General features: G+C 55.7%; 24 protein-coding genes and 1 riboswitch. All 24 genes read left to right on the plus strand.

What is annotated here, in order from left to right; genetic code table 11:
- Positions 1 to 14 precede the first annotated feature (14 nt).
- The 24 genes from ACY1JZ_RS07005 (at position 15) to ACY1JZ_RS07120 (ending at position 21,045) form a co-directional block, all read left to right on the plus strand.
- Complete coding sequence (locus ACY1JZ_RS07005; protein WP_462628630.1) at positions 15 to 1,118, plus strand: DUF4430 domain-containing protein; 1,104 nt, start codon at positions 15 to 17, stop codon at positions 1,116 to 1,118.
- On the plus strand, positions 1,102 to 2,007 hold the full coding sequence (locus ACY1JZ_RS07010) for an energy-coupling factor transporter transmembrane component T (RefSeq protein ID WP_270166331.1): 906 nt from the start codon (positions 1,102 to 1,104) through the stop codon (positions 2,005 to 2,007). Before ACY1JZ_RS07005 ends, ACY1JZ_RS07010 begins: the two co-directional genes overlap by 17 nt.
- Positions 1,980 to 3,875 carry an ABC transporter ATP-binding protein gene (locus ACY1JZ_RS07015; RefSeq protein WP_270166329.1) on the plus strand — a complete coding sequence of 632 codons (1,896 nt, stop codon included), beginning with the start codon at positions 1,980 to 1,982 and terminating at the stop codon, positions 3,873 to 3,875. Before ACY1JZ_RS07010 ends, ACY1JZ_RS07015 begins: the two co-directional genes overlap by 28 nt.
- On the plus strand, positions 3,836 to 4,549 hold the full coding sequence (locus tag ACY1JZ_RS07020; protein ID WP_462628631.1) for an ECF transporter S component: 714 nt from the start codon (positions 3,836 to 3,838) through the stop codon (positions 4,547 to 4,549). Before ACY1JZ_RS07015 ends, ACY1JZ_RS07020 begins: the two co-directional genes overlap by 40 nt.
- Positions 4,550 to 4,834: 285 nt before the next feature.
- Positions 4,835 to 5,560: a stage II sporulation protein R gene (gene spoIIR, locus ACY1JZ_RS07025; RefSeq protein ID WP_462628632.1), complete on the plus strand. Its 726-nt coding sequence runs from the start codon at positions 4,835 to 4,837 to the stop codon at positions 5,558 to 5,560.
- Between the two features lie 218 nt (positions 5,561 to 5,778).
- Positions 5,779 to 6,855, plus strand: coding sequence for an L-threonylcarbamoyladenylate synthase (locus tag ACY1JZ_RS07030; protein WP_462628633.1), 1,077 nt, complete (start codon positions 5,779 to 5,781; stop codon positions 6,853 to 6,855).
- A 94-nt stretch (positions 6,856 to 6,949) separates the two neighbouring features.
- Entirely contained in the window at positions 6,950 to 7,510 is a 561-nt protein-coding gene (locus ACY1JZ_RS07035; protein ID WP_270166323.1) for a manganese efflux pump MntP, read from the plus strand.
- A gap of 50 nt (positions 7,511 to 7,560) precedes the next feature.
- Positions 7,561 to 8,145 carry a low molecular weight protein arginine phosphatase gene (locus tag ACY1JZ_RS07040; protein ID WP_462628634.1) on the plus strand — a complete coding sequence of 195 codons (585 nt, stop codon included), beginning with the start codon at positions 7,561 to 7,563 and terminating at the stop codon, positions 8,143 to 8,145.
- A 56-nt stretch (positions 8,146 to 8,201) separates the two neighbouring features.
- Positions 8,202 to 8,282, plus strand: a riboswitch (ZMP/ZTP riboswitch).
- A gap of 196 nt (positions 8,283 to 8,478) precedes the next feature.
- Positions 8,479 to 8,937, plus strand: a complete 459-nt coding sequence (rpiB, locus tag ACY1JZ_RS07045; RefSeq protein ID WP_270166321.1) for a ribose 5-phosphate isomerase B — start codon at positions 8,479 to 8,481, stop codon at positions 8,935 to 8,937.
- A gap of 13 nt (positions 8,938 to 8,950) precedes the next feature.
- Positions 8,951 to 9,556 (plus strand): TIGR01440 family protein, encoded by a 606-nt coding sequence (locus ACY1JZ_RS07050; RefSeq protein ID WP_462628635.1) that lies wholly within the window; start codon positions 8,951 to 8,953, stop codon positions 9,554 to 9,556.
- Between the two features lie 105 nt (positions 9,557 to 9,661).
- On the plus strand, positions 9,662 to 10,909 hold the full coding sequence (glyA, locus tag ACY1JZ_RS07055; RefSeq protein ID WP_270166316.1) for a serine hydroxymethyltransferase: 1,248 nt from the start codon (positions 9,662 to 9,664) through the stop codon (positions 10,907 to 10,909).
- A 239-nt stretch (positions 10,910 to 11,148) separates the two neighbouring features.
- The gene (gene upp, locus ACY1JZ_RS07060; protein WP_270166314.1) at positions 11,149 to 11,784 is read left to right on the plus strand and encodes a uracil phosphoribosyltransferase; all 636 of its coding nucleotides are present in this window, start codon (positions 11,149 to 11,151) and stop codon (positions 11,782 to 11,784) included.
- A gap of 13 nt (positions 11,785 to 11,797) precedes the next feature.
- Positions 11,798 to 12,946, plus strand: coding sequence for a non-hydrolyzing UDP-N-acetylglucosamine 2-epimerase (wecB, locus tag ACY1JZ_RS07065; RefSeq protein WP_270166312.1), 1,149 nt, complete (start codon positions 11,798 to 11,800; stop codon positions 12,944 to 12,946).
- A 188-nt stretch (positions 12,947 to 13,134) separates the two neighbouring features.
- Positions 13,135 to 13,356: an AtpZ/AtpI family protein gene (locus ACY1JZ_RS07070; RefSeq protein WP_462628636.1), complete on the plus strand. Its 222-nt coding sequence runs from the start codon at positions 13,135 to 13,137 to the stop codon at positions 13,354 to 13,356.
- A complete protein-coding gene (locus ACY1JZ_RS07075; protein ID WP_462628637.1) occupies positions 13,349 to 13,729 on the plus strand; it encodes an ATP synthase subunit I in 381 nt (126 codons plus the stop codon). The genes ACY1JZ_RS07070 and ACY1JZ_RS07075 overlap by 8 nt, the downstream gene beginning before the upstream one ends.
- An 8-nt stretch (positions 13,730 to 13,737) precedes the next feature.
- Positions 13,738 to 14,508, plus strand: a complete 771-nt coding sequence (atpB, locus tag ACY1JZ_RS07080; protein ID WP_462628638.1) for a F0F1 ATP synthase subunit A — start codon at positions 13,738 to 13,740, stop codon at positions 14,506 to 14,508.
- A gap of 100 nt (positions 14,509 to 14,608) precedes the next feature.
- Positions 14,609 to 14,824: a F0F1 ATP synthase subunit C gene (atpE, locus tag ACY1JZ_RS07085; protein WP_270166304.1), complete on the plus strand. Its 216-nt coding sequence runs from the start codon at positions 14,609 to 14,611 to the stop codon at positions 14,822 to 14,824.
- 105 nt (positions 14,825 to 14,929) lie between these two features.
- Positions 14,930 to 15,415, plus strand: coding sequence for a F0F1 ATP synthase subunit B (gene atpF, locus ACY1JZ_RS07090; RefSeq protein ID WP_270166302.1), 486 nt, complete (start codon positions 14,930 to 14,932; stop codon positions 15,413 to 15,415).
- Positions 15,412 to 15,951, plus strand: a complete 540-nt coding sequence (locus tag ACY1JZ_RS07095; RefSeq protein WP_462628639.1) for a F0F1 ATP synthase subunit delta — start codon at positions 15,412 to 15,414, stop codon at positions 15,949 to 15,951. The genes atpF and ACY1JZ_RS07095 overlap by 4 nt, the downstream gene beginning before the upstream one ends.
- Before the next feature lie 25 nt (positions 15,952 to 15,976).
- Complete coding sequence (gene atpA / locus ACY1JZ_RS07100) at positions 15,977 to 17,491, plus strand: F0F1 ATP synthase subunit alpha (RefSeq protein ID WP_462628640.1); 1,515 nt, start codon at positions 15,977 to 15,979, stop codon at positions 17,489 to 17,491.
- Positions 17,492 to 17,595: 104 nt separating this feature from the next.
- Positions 17,596 to 18,456 (plus strand): ATP synthase F1 subunit gamma, encoded by an 861-nt coding sequence (gene atpG, locus ACY1JZ_RS07105; protein ID WP_270166296.1) that lies wholly within the window; start codon positions 17,596 to 17,598, stop codon positions 18,454 to 18,456.
- A 34-nt stretch (positions 18,457 to 18,490) separates the two neighbouring features.
- Entirely contained in the window at positions 18,491 to 19,894 is a 1,404-nt protein-coding gene (atpD, locus tag ACY1JZ_RS07110) for a F0F1 ATP synthase subunit beta (protein ID WP_462628641.1), read from the plus strand.
- A 25-nt stretch (positions 19,895 to 19,919) separates the two neighbouring features.
- Positions 19,920 to 20,321: a F0F1 ATP synthase subunit epsilon gene (locus ACY1JZ_RS07115; protein WP_270166292.1), complete on the plus strand. Its 402-nt coding sequence runs from the start codon at positions 19,920 to 19,922 to the stop codon at positions 20,319 to 20,321.
- 256 nt (positions 20,322 to 20,577) lie between these two features.
- A complete protein-coding gene (locus tag ACY1JZ_RS07120) occupies positions 20,578 to 21,045 on the plus strand; it encodes a Dps family protein (RefSeq protein ID WP_462628642.1) in 468 nt (155 codons plus the stop codon).
- Positions 21,046 to 21,075: the final 30 nt, after the last annotated feature.

Genomic DNA, 21,075 nt, shown 5'->3' on the forward strand with positions numbered 1-21,075 from the left:
AACGGGGGATACCGATGAACAGGCGATGGGCAAGCAAATACTCGCTGCTGCTGGCAAGCTTTGTCCTCCTCTTGCTGCTGCTGGCAGGCTGCGCAGGCGTGACAGCCGAGCAGCCAGCTAGCGGGACGGGGGCAGGCAAGCTGGCTGCTGGCTCTGCGGCCAACCTGCCGGACAAGGGCGAGGTGTCCAGTGCGGCTGACGCCGAGGAAGACGCCAATGGCGCGAGCGTGAATGATGCGGGCGACAGCGATGTCGGAGCAGCCGGTGACAGCGAAGCGAGTGCGGCGGCTGGCGGAGATAGCGAAGGCGGAGCGTCTGCTGCCGGGGCGAGCGGCGCTGATGCGACCGCGGCGTCCGGTGCTGGCGGCGAGGCTGTGCCTGCTGACGCAGCCCAAGCCGGCCGGGCAGAGACGAAGTCGCAGGAGGGGACGACCGCGAAGCAGCCTGCCGCGGACGGCAGTGAGGCCGGGGCCAAGCCCTCTGCGGCTGGCAGTGAGCCCGCAGGCAGCAGCAAGGCCGGCGCAGCCGATGGCGGCAAGGCGAAGCCGACGACTGGCGAAGGCTCGTCGTCAGGGAGCAAGCCTGGTGCTGGCGGCTCCGTCGCGGGCTCGTCAGACAAGGCTGGAGACAGCAAGGCCGCGACGAGCGGGGCGGCAGACGGCAAGAGCGTGCCGCCATCAGGCGCAGCCGCAGGCACTGGCGATGCTGCTGCTAAGGGCAGCAAGCCTGCTGCTTCGGAGGTGAAGGCGGCGACAGTGACCGTCTCGATCGTAGGGCCGTCGGATGTCGGCGATATACTCACGAAGACGGAAGTGGAGATCGAGCAGGAGGATACCGTGCTGGATGTGCTGAAGCGGGTCACGCGGGAGAACAAGATTCATATGGAATTCCGCGGTCGCGGCGCGACAGCCTATATTGAAGGCATCGACAATATATATGAATTTGACTACGGCTCCGGCAGCGGCTGGATGTACAATATTAACGGCAAATATCCGAACCGCGGAGCCGGGGTATGGACGGTCAAGGCCGGACAGCATATTGAATGGCGCTATACCGAGGATCTGGGCAATGATCTCGGGGTCGAGATGGGCGGTCTGTGGGATGGAAAAGAAGAATAATTGGCCGGGCGGCTTCTATTCGCTGCACCCGGCTCTGGCTTTTGGCTATTTCGTATTCCTGTTCGCGGCGGCGATGATGCTCAAGCATCCCGTCTATCTGCTAACGCTGCTGCTGGTCGTGACCGCAGTCGCCGGGTTCCAAGGGGGAGCGCGCGGGCTAATCCGTCCGCTCCCTTACTATGTGCTGCTGGCGCTCGTCATCCTGATCGCCAATCCGCTCATTACGAGCCGCGGACGGACGATCCTGTTCTATTTCCGCGATCTGCCGGTCACGCTGGAGTCGATCGCCTACGGCGCGATGCTCGCCGTCTCTCTGCTGACAGTGCTCATTGCATTCATCGGCTACAACGAGGTCATTACCCCTGGCAGATTCTTATATCTGTTCGCCAGAGTAGCGCCCAGGTCGGCCTTTGTCATTACGGTCGCGATGCGCTTCGTGCCGCTGCTCAAGCGGAGGATGAAGGAGATTATTCAGGTGCAGCGGTCACAGGGTTATTTTCATTATAAGAAGAAAAAATGGCTTCAGGCGAAGGAAGCGATGGACACGCTGCACACGCTCGTCAGTTGGTCGCTGGAGGAGGCGCTGCAGACGGGCATGTCGATGCGCTCCAGAGGCTATGGGCTAGGCAAGCGCAGCTATGCGCTCGTCTACCGAATGGAACGTCGCGACAAGCTGGCGCTCTGGTGGCTGGGCGGCACAGGATTGGCGACGATAGCGGGAGCGGCGGCGGGGCTGGGGCGTTACTCGGTCTATCCCAAGCTGCTGCCGCCTGATTTTTCTTATCTTACCGTAATGCATTATGTCTGCTTTGTCGGCTTCGTGCTGACGCCGGTTGTAATGGATGCTAGAGAGGTGCTGAGATGGCGCAATATCAGATCGAACATGTAACATTTACCTTCCCGGAGCAGACGGTGCCTGCCCTGTCGGACATCTCGCTGACGATCGCAGAAGGGGAGTTTCTCCTGCTGTGCGGTGCGACAGGCTCGGGCAAGACGACCTTCCTGCGCCAGCTCAAGCGGGAGGTGTGGCCGGAAGGCCATCGCAGCGGCGAAATTGTCTATGAAGGGCAGCCGATTGCCGCGCTGTCCCCTATGCGGGCAGCCGCCGAGATCGGCATGGTGTTCCAGCACCCCGATGCGCAGATCGTCATGGGCAATGTGCATCAGGAGCTGGCCTTCGCTCTGGAGAATCTCAATCTGCCGCCTGCAGTCATTCAGCGCCGGATGGCAGAGATGGTCTCCTTCCTTGGAATGGAGAGCTGGCTGCGGCAATCAGTGCATGAGCTGTCCGGCGGGCAGAAGCAACTGCTGAACCTTGCCTCGGTATTAATGATGCGGCCGAAGGTGCTGCTGCTGGACGAGCCGACAGCACAGCTTGATCCGATCGCCGCCAAGGAATTCGTGCAGGTGCTGCAGCGGCTCAATCAGGAGCTGTCGCTGACGATCATCATCGCGGAGCATCGGCTGGAGGAGCTCTTCCAACTGGCGACCTCGGTATGTGTGTTCGCGCAGGGGACGATCTGCGACAAGGGGACGCCCCGCGAGGTCATCGAGCGGATCGCCAGCCGCGGCGAGGAGGCGCTGCTGCCGTTGCTGCCATCCGTGAGTCGGATGGCGTTGCAGGCTGGCGCTCCGGGCGCAGGGCTGCCGCTGACGGTGCGCGAGGGCAAAGCCTGGCTCGCTGCGCTGGCGGATCAGCAGCGTGCGGGAACTGGCGACGAGAGGACTCGTGGCCCGGAACTGCCCGGCGCGGCAGGCAAGAGCATGAGCGGTGACCGCGCTACGAGAGAGGCTGAGCAGGCAGGAGACGCATCGCGCGAGAGTCAGCAGCAGACGCAGGATAGCCGGGAAGAGCAAGGCGGCTTCGGCCAAGAAGGCAGCGTGCGAGCAGGTAGCAGAGGAGCGGACAGCAGGCTGGGCGAGCGGGCTGCGGCGGATATAGGAGCGGATCGTGCAGCCGTGCTAGCCTGCCGCTCGATCTTCTTCCAGTATGAGAAGGAGGGGCCCTTTCTGCTGCACGGCTGCTCCTTCGAGGTGCAAGCTGGCGAGCTGCTGGCGGTGATGGGTGGCAACGGAGCGGGCAAGTCGACACTGCTGCGCCTGCTGGCTGGCTTGCTGAAGCCTCAGCGCGGGAATGTGGAGCTGGCCAGCCGTCCGCTGGCGAAGTGGAAGCTGCAGGAGCGGATGGAGCAGCTTGGCTATCTGGCTCAGAACCCGCTGCTCTATTTCAACCGCGATACGGTCAAGGAACTGCTCGATGATCGGTTAGAGCGGCTTGGGCTGCCTGCCCAGGAGCAGAAGCGGCGGCTCGATGAGCTGCAGGGGCTGCTGGGACTGGAGCCGCTCCTGCATGCGCATCCTCATGATCTGAGTGGCGGACAGCAGCAGAAGGTGGCGCTGGCGCTGGTGCTGCTCGCTGACCCGCAAGTGCTGCTGCTGGATGAGCCGACCAAGGGACTTGATCCGTATCAGAAGCATCGGCTGGCGGAGCTGCTGGAGCGGTGGCGCCGCGGCGGGCGCACGATTGTCATGGTCAGCCATGATGTAGAGTTTGCCGCCCGCTATGCTACGCGCTGCGCGCTGCTGTTCGATGGACAGATGATCGGGCCAGAGGCGACCGGCGAATTTTTCAGGCAAAACTATTTCTACACAACAGCCATTCAGCGCGCGGCGGGCGGCAGATGGCCTGAGCTGATAACTGAGGAGGATGTGGGCAGATGGAGGCAAGGCTTGGGCTTAGGCGAGCGCTCTATGTAAGCGGGTTTGCGATCGCCTTTGTGCTGCTGGCGGCGGCGCTATGGTGGGAGCAATATTATTTGCCGCTCAGTCTGCTCATGCTGGCAGCGGTCATGATGCCCTTCTGGGTACGCTTCGAGCGTCGCTCCTTCCATGCCGAGAGCATGGTAATGATCGCAGTGCTGTCCGCTATCGCCGCAATCGGACGTGTGCCGTTCGTGTCGCTTCCAAGCGTGCAGCCGACCTCGTTCGTCATCATTGTCAGTGCGCTGGTGCTGGGGCCAGAGGTCGGCTTCATCATCGGCAGCGTTGCTGCGGTCGTCTCCAACCTGTTTTTGGGGCAAGGGCCGTGGACGCCGTGGCAGATGTTTTGCTGGGGCATGATGGGCTTCACAGCGGGATTGCTTCGCCATCAGGGGTGGATGCTGCAGCGGTGGGGCAAGATAGCATTTGGCTTGATCTGGGGCTTTGTGTTCGGCTGGATCATGAATATATGGTATCTGATCGGCTACTTCGGCGAGCTGACCTGGCCTGTCTTTGCCAGCGTCTATGCAGCCAGCTTCTATTTTGATTTGGCGCATGCCCTGAGCAATGTGTTTTTTCTGGGATTGTTTGCCGAACGATGGATCAACATTCTGTCCCGTATGAAGACGAAATATGGCGTGCTGCAGGATGAGTGGAGACATAGAATGTAGAGCATAGAAGGAGCATCGCACAGAGGAGCGTCGTCAAGCGGCTACCAAGCCGATTGGCGGCGTGTTTTGCGTTATTGGCGGCTAGTGATGCACCTCGGACGGGCATGAAGCCTATCGAAAGGTGCGGCACCCAACGGACGCATGCATCTTCACGCCTCTTAAAGCGTCTTGTAATTTGAGAATGCTAGGTTTAAAGATTGCGAGGGCGGACATACTAGGGACATAGACGTTCCGGAACGCAAGCCGCGCACCGACGGGTGCGGATGAGAGGAGCTTGTGTGTCTTATGGTCATTCGCAATCATACTCGTCGTTCATTTCGCAGGTCGGCGTCGCTCATGTTGTTTGTACTGGCAGTGGTTCTGATGAGTTGGGAGGGACATCGGCTGGATGCCGCTGTTGCTGAAGGAGAAATTCCGCAGGAGGCGATCCGGCTGCGCGTGCTGGCAAACTCCGATTCGCCGCAGGATCAACTGGTGAAACGGCAGGTACGGGATGCAGTCATCGCGAAGATGGCGGACTGGGCTCCGGAGCTGCAGACGATCGAGCAAGCGCGTGCTGTGATTACTGCGAGACTTCCTGAACTCCAGCAGGCGGTTGGTGAAGAGCTCCAAGCACGGGGCTTCCAATATGGCTACAGCGTTGAATTGGGCGTCGTTCCATTCCCTACCAAGATGTATGGACATACGGTGTATCCGGCAGGCGACTATGAAGCGTTGCGAATTACGCTGGGCAGCGGTGAAGGACAGAACTGGTGGTGTGTGCTGTTCCCTCCCCTGTGCTTCGTAGACGGGGTGAGCGGGGAAGCGACGGCTTCCGCAGCAGCAGGCGGCAGCGAGGGGACAACGAAATCCGCCACGGAAGCACCCGACGGAGAGGTGCAGGCGGTATCGGCAGACGCACAGGCAGATTCGGCAGGAGACGGGGAGGATGCGCCGGAGACGGAGGTGAAGTTCTTCCTCTGGGAAATGCTCAAGTCGATGATCCAATTTGTGAAGGGGCTGTTCTCTTAACACTCCTGAGTCTAATATGCAGCTTGCTAGTTTATCGTTGGGATGGAGAAGAAGATAAGAGGGGGAATCCGGAATCTAGCATTCTGGATTTTTTCATTTGACGGTTGATATTCAAGTGGAAATGCCATACTGTGATATTAAACCATTGAAGCCATGCATGAAGGATAGTCAATTGAAGCTTCGTAATAATGATTATGACATAAAAAGGATGATCCATCTTGAAATCAATCTCAACCCGTATCTGGCATTTGGGAGCAGGCGGAGACCAGGACGAGCAAGCAATAAGAGAAGCGGCTGCAATGCTGCGCGAGGGCGGCACGGTCGCCTTCCCGACGGAGACGGTCTATGGCCTGGGGGCGGATGCCCGCAATACAGAGGCAGTGGCGGACATCTTTCGCGCGAAGGGGCGGCCATCGGACAATCCGCTCATCGTTCATGTGGCCGACATCAGCCAACTGGAGGAGCTGCTGGAGCCATGGAGCGAGCTGGCGGGGCAACTGATGAAGCGCTTCTGGCCGGGCCCGCTGACGCTGGTGCTTCCCGCTCGCGCCGGAGCTGTGTCGCCGCTTGTGACCGCCGGTCTGGATACGCTGGGGGTGCGAATGCCACGCCATGAGACCGCGCTGCGGCTGATTGCGGCTGCCGGTTGCCCGGTCGCTGGGCCAAGCGCGAACCGCTCAGGCCGTCCCAGTCCGACAGCGGCTGCGCATGTGGCAGACGATCTGGCTGGAGCGATCAGTGGCATTGTCGATGACGGTCCGGCGGGCGTCGGACTGGAATCGACCGTCGTGGAACTGGTGCCTGGCGGTGGCGATGGCGGGCGTGAGGCGATTCGCATTCTGCGGCCTGGAGGCGTCTCTGCGCAGGAGCTGCGGGAGGTGGGCGAGGTGCTGGAGGATAGCGGCTGGGATCCGGGAAAGCAGGCGCCGCGTTCTCCAGGCATGAAGTACCGGCATTATGCACCACAGGGTCGTTTGACTGTGGTAGCAGGAGACGCGGAGCGCGTCACGGCTCATATTCGGCGCGAGCTGGCCGAGGCCAGCCGCAATGGCCTCAGAACCGGAGTGCTCACCTATGAGGAGCATAAGGGGCTGTTCGAGGCCGATCTGGTGGCGGTCTGTGGCAGTCTGAACGATCTGGAAACGGCTGCCCGCGGGCTATATGCCGCCTTGCGAGCCTTCGATGCGCAGCAGATCGAATCGATCTGGGCGGAAGCATGCCCAGTGGAAGGGATTGGAGCGGCATTGATGAACCGGTTGCTCAAGGCCGCCTCTGGCCATATAGATCAGGTCTAGGCAGCACACGCTGCCGTTGTAGCTTGTCGGCATGATCCCTAACCTGTCCGCATATGAATGAGAGAGAATTCGGACATGGGTTGGGGGGAGCAGGATGATCGAAGCGAACGTGCAGGCTGGCCAGTTCATTACCTTGCTGTTAATGGCAATTGCGCTAGGTATGGATGCCTTCTCCTTGGGGATTGGTATCGGATTGAGGGGCATCCGTCTTCTGGATATTCTGAAGCTGAGCACAGTCATCGCGTTATTCCATATTCTGATGCCTCTGCTGGGTATGTATACAGGTGGATACATGAGCGATCTGCTCGGCGATGTAGCGGTGCTGGCTGCCGGAGGTCTGCTTGTGCTGCTGGGCGGGCATATGATCTATAACTCGCTCCGGGGAGAGACTGCGCGTTCATTTAATCATCGCTCCGCCTGGGGCATAACGGTATTCGCCTTGAGCGTCAGCATCGACTCATTCTCGGTGGGGGTGTCCATGGGTATGTTCAAAACAGATGTCGTCATGACGGTGCTGCTGTTCGGGTTCTTCGGCGGTCTGATGTCGGTGCTCGGACTGCTTCTGGGTCGACGGGTCAGTCATACTCTGGGCGAGTATGGAGAGGCGTGCGGAGGAATGGTTCTGCTCGCATTCGGCATCATGTTTTTATTATAATTGGAAGTGGTAAGCTATTGTATGAGGGCTTATAAGGAGGGCGTTATACAGTGAGGCGCATTTTGTTTGTATGTACAGGCAATACATGCCGAAGTCCGATGGCGGAGGCGCTGCTGCGACATAAGAGCAAGGCGCAGGGAGTGGCAATTGAGGTGCGTTCAGCGGGCGTGTCGACAGTGGACGGATTGCCTGTCTCCGCGCATGCAGCCAAGACACTGGCGCAGCTCAATGTCCAGCATGATGGCGTCTCGCGGGCCTTGACGGCAGAGGCGGTTGCCTGGGCGGATCTGATTCTGACCATGACCGCGGGGCATAAGCGACATCTGCTTGAACGCTACCCGCAGGCGGTGGACAAGGCTCACACGTTGAGGGAATTTGTGGAGGATGATCCGCGCGTTCTGGCTGATATTGCTGAGCTGGAGGGGCTATATACGGAGCTGCATATGAATCAGGCGCTGGGCGGAAGGCTGAGCGATGAGCAGCGGCAGCGGCTGCTGGAGCTCGAGGGTCGTATTCCAGGATTCGATATTGCCGACCCGTTCGGGGGTACGCTGGAGCGCTATGCGCAGGCTGCGGAGGAGATTGACAGGGCGCTTGACCGTCTGCTGGGCATATTGTCGAAGGATGGCAAGTAGGCGCGATCGATGATTGATTTTGGCTGCGATTTCCGTTATGATGAGAATATCAAAGACAGATCCGATGTAACTGGCGACGGAAGTGGGTAACCACGATGGAGCATCGGATGATACGGCCGGTCGCCTGGGCAAGAGCTAGCGTGCATGTGCGCGCCTGCTCTTTTTTTGTCTTGTGGCGGCTGACAGGGGTCTGGATGGCAACCATAGGAGCCTGTCTGTTAAGTAAGGATAAATCAGGTATAATAAGATCAGTATGCAACCGCAAGAAGCTGTGCCCGCCTTGTGCGTGCGCGGTACGCTTGGCGGAGATGATCCTGCGAGGAGGTTGTTAGTGTGAAAATCGCTATTGGAGCCGATCATGCCGGGTATCGGCTGAAGGATGTTGTTATTCCGTTTATTCAACAATTGGGGCATGAGGTGGAAGATCTCGGCTGTAGCTGCGACCAGTCTGTTGATTACCCCGACTATGCAATGAGCGTGTGCGATCGCGTCGTGCAAGGGACGGCAGACAGAGGGATATTAATCTGCGGCACTGGCATCGGCATGTCGATTGCTGCCAACAAGATTCCGGGCATTCGCTGCGCGCTGGTGCATGACCTGTTCTCCGCCCAAGCGACACGCGAGCACAACGATACGAATGTGCTGGCGCTCGGCGAGCGTGTGGTTGGACCTGGGGTAGCCCAGGAGATCATCCGCATCTGGCTGGAGACGCCGTTCTCCCAGGGAGAACGGCATGTCGGGCGGGTCAACAAGGTCAAGCAGTTGGAACAGCAGTTCAGCGTCCAGTCTTAACAGAGGCCAGGCCATGGATACCAGACTTCACGCAATTGCCGTCCAGACGGAGAAATTGGTGAGGGAGCTTGCCGAGGTTGGCAGGCTTCGCGCCGGCCAGTTGTTGGTTATTGGCGTCAGCACCAGCGAGGTGCTCGGTCAGCGTATCGGAACGGCGGGTACGCTTGATGTTGCCAGGCAGATCTATGCCGGAGTCTCGGCCGTTCAGGAACAATTAGGCTTCTACCCCGTCTTCCAGTGCTGTGAGCATCTGAATCGGGCGCTTGTCCTCTCGCGGGAGGCAGCCGATCGATACGGGCTGGAGGAAGTAGGGGCGGTGCCGGTGCCTGGTGCGGGCGGGTCGATGGCTGCATATGCCTATCGCAGCCTGCCGGATGCCGTGCTGGTTGAGTCCGTACAAGCTCATGCAGGCATTGACATCGGCGATACCTTCATCGGGATGCATCTGCGCAAGGTGGCGGTGCCGGTTCGACCGTCTATCAAGCAGTTGGGCGAAGCCCATGTCTCGATGGCATGGACACGTCCGAAGCTGATCGGCGGCGCGCGAGCCGTTTACGAGCTGGAGGCGCAGCCTACTGCCCACCCGATGGACGACTCGCAGCACGATACATGCAAGTAGCAGTCCGTTCCTTATGACCGATGGGTGTAAGCCGAATCGGGTGCCAGATGGAGCGTTCAGCATTCAATTATATTGCCGCCATGGAGCGGTTAGGAGGAGCAGACAATGGAAAACTTACGCAAGCAGGACCCTGAAATTTTACATGCGCTTAATCTGGAGCTTCAGCGCCAGCGCGATAACATCGAGCTGATCGCATCGGAGAATATCGTCAGCGAGGCCGTTATGGAAGCAATGGGCTCTGCACTGACCAACAAATATGCGGAAGGCTATCCAGGCAAACGGTTCTATGGCGGCTGTGAGTATGTGGACATCGCGGAGGACATCGCCCGCAAGCGCGCGCTGGAGCTGTTTGGCGCAGAGCATGTGAACGTGCAGCCGCACTCTGGCGCACAAGCCAATATGGCGGTCTACCTGGCGGCGCTTAAGCCTGGCGATACGGTGCTTGGCATGAACCTGGCGCACGGCGGTCACCTGACGCATGGCAGCCCGGTCAATGCCTCCGGTCTGCTGTACAACTTCGTAGCGTATGGCGTTAGCGAAGACAGCTTCACCATTGATTATGAAGAGGTACGCAAGGCGGCATTCAAGCATCGTCCTAAAATGATCGTTGCCGGTGCGAGCGCGTATCCGCGCATCATCGATTTTGAAAAGCTCGGACAAATCGCAAACGACGTAGGCGCGCTGTTCATGGTGGACATGGCGCATATCGCGGGTCTGGTTGCATCCGGCCAGCATCCAAGCCCTGTTCCACATGCCCATTTCGTAACGACCACTACACACAAAACCTTGCGCGGTCCGCGCGGCGGGATGATTCTGTGCCGCAAGCCGTGGGCAGCAGCGATTGACAAAGCGGTATTCCCTGGCACGCAAGGCGGCCCGTTGATGCATGTGATCGCGGCCAAAGCGGTTGCGCTGGGTGAAGCATTGCAGCCTTCCTTCAAAGCCTATGGCGAGAATGTAGTCAAGAATGCCAAGGTGCTGGCTGAAGGACTGGTCGCTCGCGGCCTGAATCTGGTATCTGGCGGTACAGACAACCACCTGATGCTGATCGATACGCGCAATCTGAATATTACAGGCAAGGAAGCTGAGCATGTGCTGGATCAGGTTGGCATTACAGCGAACAAAAATGCGATTCCATTCGATCCGACCAGCCCATTCGTTACAAGCGGCATTCGTCTGGGAACGCCGGCGGCTACTTCCCGCGGCATGGATGAGGCGGCGATGAAGGTCATTGCCGACGTGATTGCTGACGTGCTGAAGAATCCTAAGGATGAGGCTGTGCTGGCAGCATCCAAAGCCAAGGTGCGCGAGCTGACTGCTCAGTATCCATTGTACTCTGGTCTGACTTACTAATTTGGCTTGCTAGCCCGAACAGAACGCCCGGAGGTCCTCTTGGACTTTCGGGCGTTTGAATTTGCAGGCGGGAGGTAGCTTGCATCATGAGGCGATCTCGGAGATGATCTGACTCAACTGAGTGGCTGAAGCGACATAATTTTTGAAGTTGTTCAATTGTTTGCGTGCAGCCTCGTCCCGACAATGCTATAATGGTTTGGATAAACAGCTACCACAGATGGTTTAAGGAGGACGAACTCATGGGCAGATTGATCGTTTGCGATCATCCGCTAATTCAGCACAAGCTGACATTTATTCGCGATAAACATACCAATACGAAGGACTTCCGGGAGCTCGTGGATGAGGTAGCAACCTTGATGGCCTATGAAATTACACGGGATGTTCCGCTTGTAAGTATAAATGTGGATACACCTGTAGCGACGGCGGAGTGCAAGGTGGTGTCCGGTCGCATGGTTGGACTCATTCCTATCCTGCGAGCAGGTCTTGGCATGGTCGAAGGCATGCTCAAGCTGATTCCGTCGGCGAAGGTGGGACATATTGGCCTGTCTCGCAATCCGGAGACGCTGCAGCCGGTCGAATATTATATTAATCTGCCGACAGATGCGGCGGAGCGGCTGTTGATCGTCATTGATCCGATGCTGGCAACAGGCGGCTCGGCCAATGCAGCGATTGAATCGCTGAAGAATCGCGGCTGCAAGCAGATCAAGCTGATGTGTCTGATCGCTGCGCCGGAGGGTGTGGCAGCGGTGCAGAAGGCGCATCCTGATGTCGATATTTATGTTGCCGCGCAGGACAGCCATCTGGATGAGCATGGCTATATTATTCCTGGACTTGGCGACGCTGGAGACCGGATGTTCGGAACGATGCATAATTAGGAGTGAGGGAACGTTGTCCAAATTGAAAATTATGAGCATTTTCGGCACCCGTCCCGAGGCGGTGAAGATGGCTCCGCTCGTACTGGAGCTTCAGAAGCATCCCGAGCATATCGAGTCGCTCGTGTGCGTCACGGCTCAGCATCGTCAGATGCTGGATCAGGTGCTGGAATTTTTCAAGATTCAGCCAGATTATGATTTGAACGTGATGAAGGAACGCCAGACCTTGACCGAGACGACCGTGCGCGTGCTGGAGGGGCTGGAGCCGATCCTGCGCGAGTCGAAGCCGGACATGGTGCTGGTGCATGGCGATACACAGACTGCATTTCTAGCTAGCTACGCCTCCTTCCTGCAGCAGATTCAGGTCGGGCATGTGGAGGCCGGACTGCGCACATGGAATAAGCTCTCGCCGTACCCGGAGGAGATGAATCGCCAGCTTGCGGGTGTCTTGTCGGACGTCCATTTCGCGCCTACAGAGCGTTCAGCGAATAATCTGCGCCAGGAGAACAAGCCGGACAGCCGTATCTATGTTACTGGCAATACGGCGACCGACGTATTCCAGTACACGGTCAGTGAAGACTTCGGGCACCCTGTGCTTGATTGGGCGAAGGGGAAACGGGTAATACTGATGACTGCGCATCGCAGGGAATCGCTCGGTGAGCCGCACCGCAATGTATTCCGGGCGGTCAAGCGGATCGCCGATGAGCATGAGGATGTCGCGATCATCTATGCGGTACATCCGAATCCGGCTGTTCGTGAGCCGGCTCAGGAGCTGCTCGGTGATCATCCGCGCATTCGGCTGATCGAGCCGCTGGATGTATTTGAGTTTCACAATTTCTATCCTCACACGTACATGATTATGACCGATTCTGGCGGCCTGCAGGAAGAGGCCCCGTCCTTCGGCGTGCCTACGCTTGTGCTGCGGGATACGACCGAGCGCCCGGAGGGCATCGATGCTGGAACACTGGAGCTGGTAGGTACGGAGGAGGAGCTGATCTATTCCAGAGCGAAGGCGCTGCTGGAGGATCAGGAGCTGTATAGCAGGATGAGCAATGCCGCTAATCCATATGGAGACGGCAAAGCGTCTATCCGCATTGCACAAGCCATCCTGCATCATTTTGGCAGGAATGAAGAACGGCCGGACTCGTTCACAGAACGTTCATAATTTGCGTATCGCGTGCTATTGCTGAAAAAGTCTACAGTGTACAGTGCTACTGTACGGTTAGTGTGAGCAGAGAACCCATGAGGATCAAGGGTTTAGCGGGTTCCGTTCACTAAATGTTTGAATTTATATTGATTGACAAACCTTGCGTCGCTTCGATAAAATATATGAGGATTGACAGGGGTATGGCCATGAATCCAAACAATAAGAAGGACAACCCGCTGCTCGCCGCCGGCATGGTCGGCGCGCTCGGCTTGAATGTCGCAATCTGCATGGTTTTAGGGTATTTTGCCGGAGATTGGCTTGGCGGCTCGAAGGGCTGGACCGCAGTGGGCCTGATCGCTGGTCTGGCGGTCGGTATACTGTCCTGCGTCATGCTGGTGAGAAAGGTGCTGGGGAATACCGATGGATGAAATTGTGAGGCGTGCGATTCGTTCTTCTCTGTTGCTTGTAGCAGCCTGTATCGCCTTCAGGTTCCTGGTTCCAGACAGCCGAACGGTTGTCGCTGGAGTCATACTCGGCCTAATAGCGAGTCTTATGAATGCGCTTTTGCTGCGCAGAAGAATCCATGCCATCGATCAAGCGATGCAGCAGGATCGCCCCAAGAGAGTTAGCATCGGGTTAGGCGCGCGCCTCGCTGTCGTGCTGCTGGTCGTCATGATTGCCGTCAAGCTGCCTGAGCAGTTCAGTGTGCCCGCAACCCTCATTTCGAGCTTTTATGTTCAATTTATTGCGCTTGTCATTGCATTTGTACACAGTGTAAGAGATTCCAGTGGAAAGGGGTGAAAACTAGTATGCATTTATTCCCGATAATTGAACTCGGGTCACTTCGTTTCGACCTTTCTACAGTCATAGCAATCGTGGTCACAACCATCATCTGTATGGTGCTTGGTGTTCTTGCCACGCGCAAGCTGTCTGTCGCCAATCCGACGAAAATGCAAAACTTCATGGAGTGGGCGCTTGAATTCATGCACAGCACCGTTGCGAGTACGATGCCGCTTGAGAAGGCGAAGAAATTTGTTACCTTTGGCTTGACCCTGATCATGTTCATTTTTGTATCGAACCTGCTTGGTCTGCCATTTGGAATTGTCTTTGATGCTCATGAGGAAGTAAAGCTGGGCAATCTCGTCATCATTTCTCAAGAGCTGCTTGACTCCAAGGGCGGACACGCTCACGTTGCTTTCTGGAAATCTCCGACTGCGGATATTTCAGTAACGGCAGGTCTGGCTCTGCTTGTATTCTTCGTCATCCATATACTTGGTCTTACGACGAATACGAAGCATTACATCAAGCACTACTTCCAGCCATTCTGGATTATGTTTCCGCTCAATATCATCGAGACGATTGCGAAGCCAGTCACATTGGCATTGCGGCTTTACGCCAATATCTTTGCCGGTGAGGTTCTGATTTCCACCATCTTGATGCTGAACTGGGTAGGTGTTCCACTGCTTGCCGTATGGCAAGGCTTCAGTATCTTCGTCGGCGCGATTCAGGCCTTCCTGTTCACGGTGCTGACGATGGTGTACATCGCACAAGCGACTGTCCACGAAGAGCATGATCATTGATTTCTGTATAAGCTTGGTTAGGAAGGTTATGCTTCATTAACCGGGATGAGCAACATACAAACGTGCTTCTAAAAAACATCCTTAAGGAGGATATTTGAAAATGGAATTATTGGCAGCAGCAATTGTTATCGGTTTGGGTGCGATTGGCGCAGGTTTTGGTAACGGTATGATCGTAAGCAAAACAGTAGAAGGTATCGCTCGTCAGCCAGAAGCGAAGTCCGCTCTGCAAACGACAATGTTTATCGGTGTTGGTATCGTCGAGGTTGTTCCAATCATCGGCGTTGTACTTGGTTTCCTTATTTTCTTTGGTCAATAATTTAACCTTAAACATTTGAAGGCGGGGAAGGCCTTTGCCTCCACGCCTTCGTTATGATTGGCGCATTTTTCAATAGGAAACCATTTGCGAAAGGAGTTGTCAGCATTGGATTTTGTACCATCCTCAACGCTCATTGCTATAGTGGCTTTTTTGGTACTGTACTGGTTCCTTAACAAATATGCTTTCGGGCCGCTGTTCGGTATTATGGAAAAGCGCAGGGAGCTTATTCAGGAGCAGATTACATCGGCAGAGCAAAATCGCAAGCAATCTGAGCAGCAGCTGGCAGAGCAGAAGCAAGCTCTTCAAGACGCTCGTAAGGAAGCTTATGACATTATAGAACAAGCTAGAGTGACCAGCACGAAGCAAGCCGACGATATTATCGATACCGCTAAATCCGAGGCAGGCCGTCTGAAGAATGAAGCAGTGAAAGATATTGAGACCGAGAAGAATAAAGCGATCGCTGCGCTGCGCGGCGAGGTTAGCGGCATGTCGGTTCAGATTGCTTCCAAAATCGTGGAAAAACAGATTGACGAGAAATCTCAGCAGCAGCTTGTAGACAAATACCTCAAAGAGGTAGGAGGCAAATCATGAGCCGCGATACTGTCGTAGCGAAGCGATATGCCAAAGCGCTGTTCGAGCTGGCACAGCAGAGCGGCAAGGTAGCGGAGTTCGAAAATGAGCTTGGTCTTGTTGCTCAGGCAGTAGCTGGCGATGCGCAGGTCTCCAAATTTCTCGAAACTCCAAATATAGCTTCGGATGTGAAATCCGAAATCATGAAGAGTGCGCTGACCGGCCGCGTATCGGATGATGTGCTAAGAAGTGTAGAGCTGCTTATTGGCCGCGGACGCATCGGCATTACCGAAGAACTCTATGAAGCTTATAAGAAGATTGCCGGGGAAGCATTGGGACAAGCGGATGCTACAGTCTATACCTCCCACAAGCTGTCTGATGACGAGCTAGGCAAGGTAGCTGCCCAATTCGGTGCGATCATTGGCAAGAAGGTTCGTGCGACGCAGGTGGAGCGTCCTGAATTGCTTGGAGGCATTCAAGTGCGGATCGGCGATCGTCTGTACGATGGCAGCCTGTCCGGCAAGCTTGAGCGTCTGGAAAAATCATTGAAAGCATAAAGCACTGTAGATAGGGGTGAGCGAATTGAGTATCAGACCTGATGAAATCAGCACGCTGATTAAACAGCAGATCGAAAAGTATAAATCCGAAATCCAAGTCGTTGATGTTGGTACAGTAATCAACGTTGGTGACGGTATCGCCCGCATTCACGGCCTGGAGAACGTTATGGCCGGCGAATTGCTTGAATTCGCCAGCGGCGTAGTAGGCATGGCGCAGAACCTTGAAGAGAACAATGTTGGCGCCATCATCCTGGGTCCATACACTGACATTCGTGAAGGGGACCAAGTCAAAAGAACGGGTCGCATCATGGAGGTTCCAGTAGGCGAAGAGCTGCTGGGTCGCGTTGTGAACCCTCTTGGACAGCCGCTCGACGGCAAAGGCCCGATCAATACCAAGCAATTCCGTCCGATCGAATCGCCAGCTCCTGGCGTTATTGACCGTAAATCGGTTCATGAGCCGATGCAGACCGGTATCAAAGCGATCGACTCCATGGTTCCTATCGGTCGCGGTCAGCGCGAGCTGATCATTGGTGACCGCCAGACAGGTAAGACTGCCATCGCAATCGATGCGATCATCAACCAAAAAGGCAGCGGCATGAAATGTATCTATGTTGCTGTCGGTCAGAAGCAGTCGACTGTAGCGAACGTAGTCGAAACGCTGCGTCGCAATGGCGCGATGGACTATACGATCGTCGTGACCGCTTCTGCTTCCGAGCCATCTCCATTGCTGTTCCTGGCTCCATACGCTGGCTGCGCAATGGGCGAATACTTCATGTACAAAGGCGAGCATGTACTGGTAATCTATGATGACCTGTCCAAGCAGGCTGCTGCGTATCGCGAGCTGTCCTTGCTGCTCCGTCGTCCACCGGGTCGCGAAGCTTATCCTGGTGACGTATTCTACCTGCACTCCCGTCTGCTAGAGCGTGCAGCGAAGCTGAGCGACGAGCTGGGTGGCGGCTCGCTGACTGCGCTGCCATTCATCGAGACACAGGCTTCTGACGTATCGGCATACATCCCGACGAACGTAATCTCCATCACAGACGGCCAGATCTTCCTGGAGTCTGATCTGTTCTACTCCGGTCAGCGTCCAGCGGTTAACGTTGGTATCTCGGTATCCCGGGTAGGCGGCTCTGCACAGATCAAGGCGATGAAGAAGGTTGCGGGTACACTCCGTCTGGACCTGGCAGCTTATCGCGAGCTGGCAGCATTCGCACAGTTCGGTTCCGACCTGGACAAGTCTACGCTTGCCCGTCTGAATCGTGGTGCGCGCACACTGGAGATTCTGAAGCAAGGCGTCAACCAGCCAATGCCGGTTGAGAAGCAGGTTATCAGCATCTATACAGCCGTTAAGGGTCATCTGGATGATATTCCAGTCGCGGACATCCTCCGCTTCGAGAAGGAGTTCATGGCGTTCATGGACTCCAACCATCCAGAGATTGCAGCCTCGATCCGTGATACCAAGGATCTGGTTGCCGACAATGAGAAGGCTCTCGTTGACGCGATCAACAAGTTCAAACGCAGCTTTTCCGTATCCGGTTAATATATAACAACACCAGGCCCGGAGGTAATGAAGCAGCGTTCTTGCTTGCTGGCTAAGCAGGGCAAGGGCTGCTTCATGGCCGGGCAATAAAGGCGGTGAAATGAATGGCTAAAGGCATGCGCGAAATAAAACGCCAGATCAAATCAATTCAGAACCAGAGGCAAATTACGAAAGCGATGGAGATGGTGTCAGCCGCTAAGCTGCGCCGTGCGCAGGAAGCTGCCCAAGCCTCTCGCCCGTATGCGGAGAAGCTCAAAGAAGTCGTGGACAGCATTGCTTCGGGTACCAAGGATGTGAAGCATCCGATGCTCGAGAAGCGTCCGGTCAAGAAGACAGGCTATCTCGTGATTACATCTGATCGTGGTTTGGCTGGCGGCTATAACGCTAACGTATTGCGCAAAGTAACCCAGACGATTCGCGAGCGCCATAAGTCTGCGGATGAATATGTGCTGTTCGTCATCGGACGCAAGGGACGGGATTACTTCAATCGACGCAATATGCCGATCTTGGAGGAAGTGACAGGTTTGCCTGACGCTCCAGCATTTGCGGATATTAAGTCGATTGCATACACTTCTGTGAAGAAATTTGCAGAGGGTGCTTATGATGAGCTGTACTTGTACTACAATGAGTTCGTCAATGCCCTGACGCAAATCCCGGTCGAAAAGCGCCTGCTTCCCCTGGAGGATATGAGCGGCTCCGGGTCTGCGCCTAGCTATGAGTACGAGCCTTCGCCTGAGGGCGTGCTAGAGGTGCTGCTCCCGAAATATGCCGAGACGTTGATCTATACGGCATTGCTTGACGGGAAAGCGAGCGAATTCGGTGCTCGTATGACCGCAATGGGCAGCGCGACGAAAAATGCGACGAAGATGGTTAGCAATCTTACGTTGACGTACAACCGGGCGCGCCAGGCTGCGATTACCCAGGAAATTTCCGAGATCGTTGCCGGAGCGAACGCACAATCATAGAACGGAATTCATGAAGGAAGCAGGAGGGAAAAACATGAAAAAAGGACGCGTTGTATCCGTCATGGGTCCAGTTGTCGACGTGGAGTTCGAGCGCGGTCACCTGCCGGAAATTTTGAACGCGATCAAAATCGACCATAAGGGTGACGAGAACAGCAAAGCGATCAATCTGACGCTTGAGGTTGCTGTTCACCTGGGCGACAACAAGGTTCGTGCGGTCGCTATGAGCTCTACTGACGGTCTTATTCGTGGAACAGAGGTTATTGATACAGGTGCAGCGATTACTGTTCCTGTTGGTTCTGCTACGCTTGGACGGATCTTTAACGTACTGGGAGAGCCGATCGATAATGCAGGCGATGCAAAATCGGAAGTTAAGCTCCCGATTCACCGTGAGGCGCCATCGTTCGATGAGCTGTCGACTCAAGCTGAGATTCTGGAGACGGGCATTAAAGTTATCGACCTGTTGGCTCCCTATGCCAAGGGCGGTAAGATCGGTCTGTTCGGCGGTGCCGGTGTAGGTAAGACGGTAACGATTCAGGAACTGATCAACAACATCGCGCAGGAGCACGGCGGTATCTCTGTATTTGCCGGTGTTGGCGAGCGTACCCGTGAAGGTAATGACTTGTACCACGAGATGAAGGACGCTGGCGTTATTACAAAAACAGCGATGGTATTCGGACAGATGAACGAGCCGCCAGGCGCACGTCTGCGCGTTGCTCTGACAGGTCTGACCATGGCTGAATATTTCCGCGATGTGGAGAACAAGGACGTACTCTTGTTCGTCGACAACATCTTCCGCTTCACACAAGCGGGCTCTGAGGTATCCGCATTGCTGGGACGTATGCCATCGGCGGTAGGTTACCAGCCTACACTCGCTACCGAGATGGGTCAACTGCAAGAGCGGATCACATCGACGAAGAAGGGCTCGGTTACATCCATCCAGGCGATCTACGTTCCTGCGGATGACTACACGGACCCGGCTCCTGCGACAACGTTTGCTCACTTGGATGCAACCACGAACCTGGAGCGTAAAATCTCCGAGATGGGGATCTTCCCTGCGGTAGACCCGCTCGCTTCTTCTTCCCGTATTTTGGCGCCAGAGGTTCTGGGCGAGGAGCATTACAATGTAGCTCAAGGCGTGAAGCAGTTGCTGCAGCGCTACAAAGAGCTTCAAGATATTATCGCGATCTTGGGTATGGACGAGCTGTCCGAGGAAGACAAGCTGACGGTTGCGCGCGCGCGCAAAATTCAACGCTTCCTGTCCCAGCCGTTCCACGTTGCCGAAGCGTTCACAGGTACTCCGGGCAAGTACGTATCGGTTAAAGATACCGTGCGCAGCTTCAGAGAAATTCTGGACGGCAAGCATGACGATCTGCCGGAAGCGGCATTCATGTATGTAGGAGCGATTGAAGAGGCCGTGGAGAAAGCCAAAACGCTGTAATGCAAACAAGGCAGGAGGATTTCACATGAGCACCTTTTTAGTGGAAATTGTAACGCCTGAGCGTAAGGTTTATGCCGAAGAGGCAGAAATGGTCACCGTTAAAGGTATGGAAGGGGAGCTTGGTATTTTGCCGGGCCACATTCCATTCGTTACTCCGCTGCAGATTGCGGCTGTCGTTATTAAAAAGGGCAAGCGCGATGAATTTATTGCAGTAAACGGTGGTTTTGTAGAGGTTCGTAAAGATAAAGTTGTTATCTTGGCAGAGAGCGCCGAGCGGCAACCGGATATTGACCTCGACCGCGCAATGGCAGCCAAAAATCGTGCCGAGCAGCGTCTGAAGGCAAGACAGGATGAGTATGATTTCCGTCGTGCCGAGTTGGCTCTGCAACGCGCTATGAACCGGATTAGCGTCAAAAAACACGCATAAACTAAAATCGTCTTTCGCATTTGCGGAGGGCGATTTTTAGTTTTAGGTCTGTTTCAGCCGGGTGGGGCGAGGGTAAGGATAAGACAAGATGAACGGGACAGACTAAGAGCAGTCCTATGCGCTCAGGCGATCCATGCTGCTCGCTTGATATAGGGAGTCCCGATCTGCAGGGCAAGCTGCTGTTATGCGGCTGTCCTGAGTGAAATGAAGGACGATCGATTGTCCAAGAGTACAACGAAGAAGGAGAGGATTTGCAATGGCAACCAAAGCGCCGGAGAAAAGGCAGCATTCCCTTGAAACCATCGAAGGCCTAAACAAGCAGGTCGCTAACTGGAGTGTATTGTATATGAAGCTCCATCATTTTCACTGGTATGTAAAAGGCCCTCATTTTTTTACCCTTCATGAGAAATTTGAAGAGCTGTACAATGAGGCAACCCTTATCCTGGATGAGCTGGCGGAACGAGTGTTGACACTCGGCGGCAAGCCCGTCTCGACATTAAAGGAGCAACTGTCCTTAGCCTCCATCCGGGAGGCGAACGGTGGAGAATCTGCGGAGGAGATGGTACGTCAATTGTCGGACGATCTCCTGCAGCTAGCGGCTGAGAGCAAGCTGCTTGCGGAGCAGGCAGAGGCGAGCGAGGATGCACCGACCGCTGATCTGTTGATTGGTCGGCAGGAATGGATGGAGAAGACGATCTGGATGCTCAAGGCGTACCAGGGTTAGCTTGCTTTATTAAGCAAAGCAAGCTGGATT

The sequence above is a fragment of the Paenibacillus sp. J5 genome (assembly GCF_054955055.1).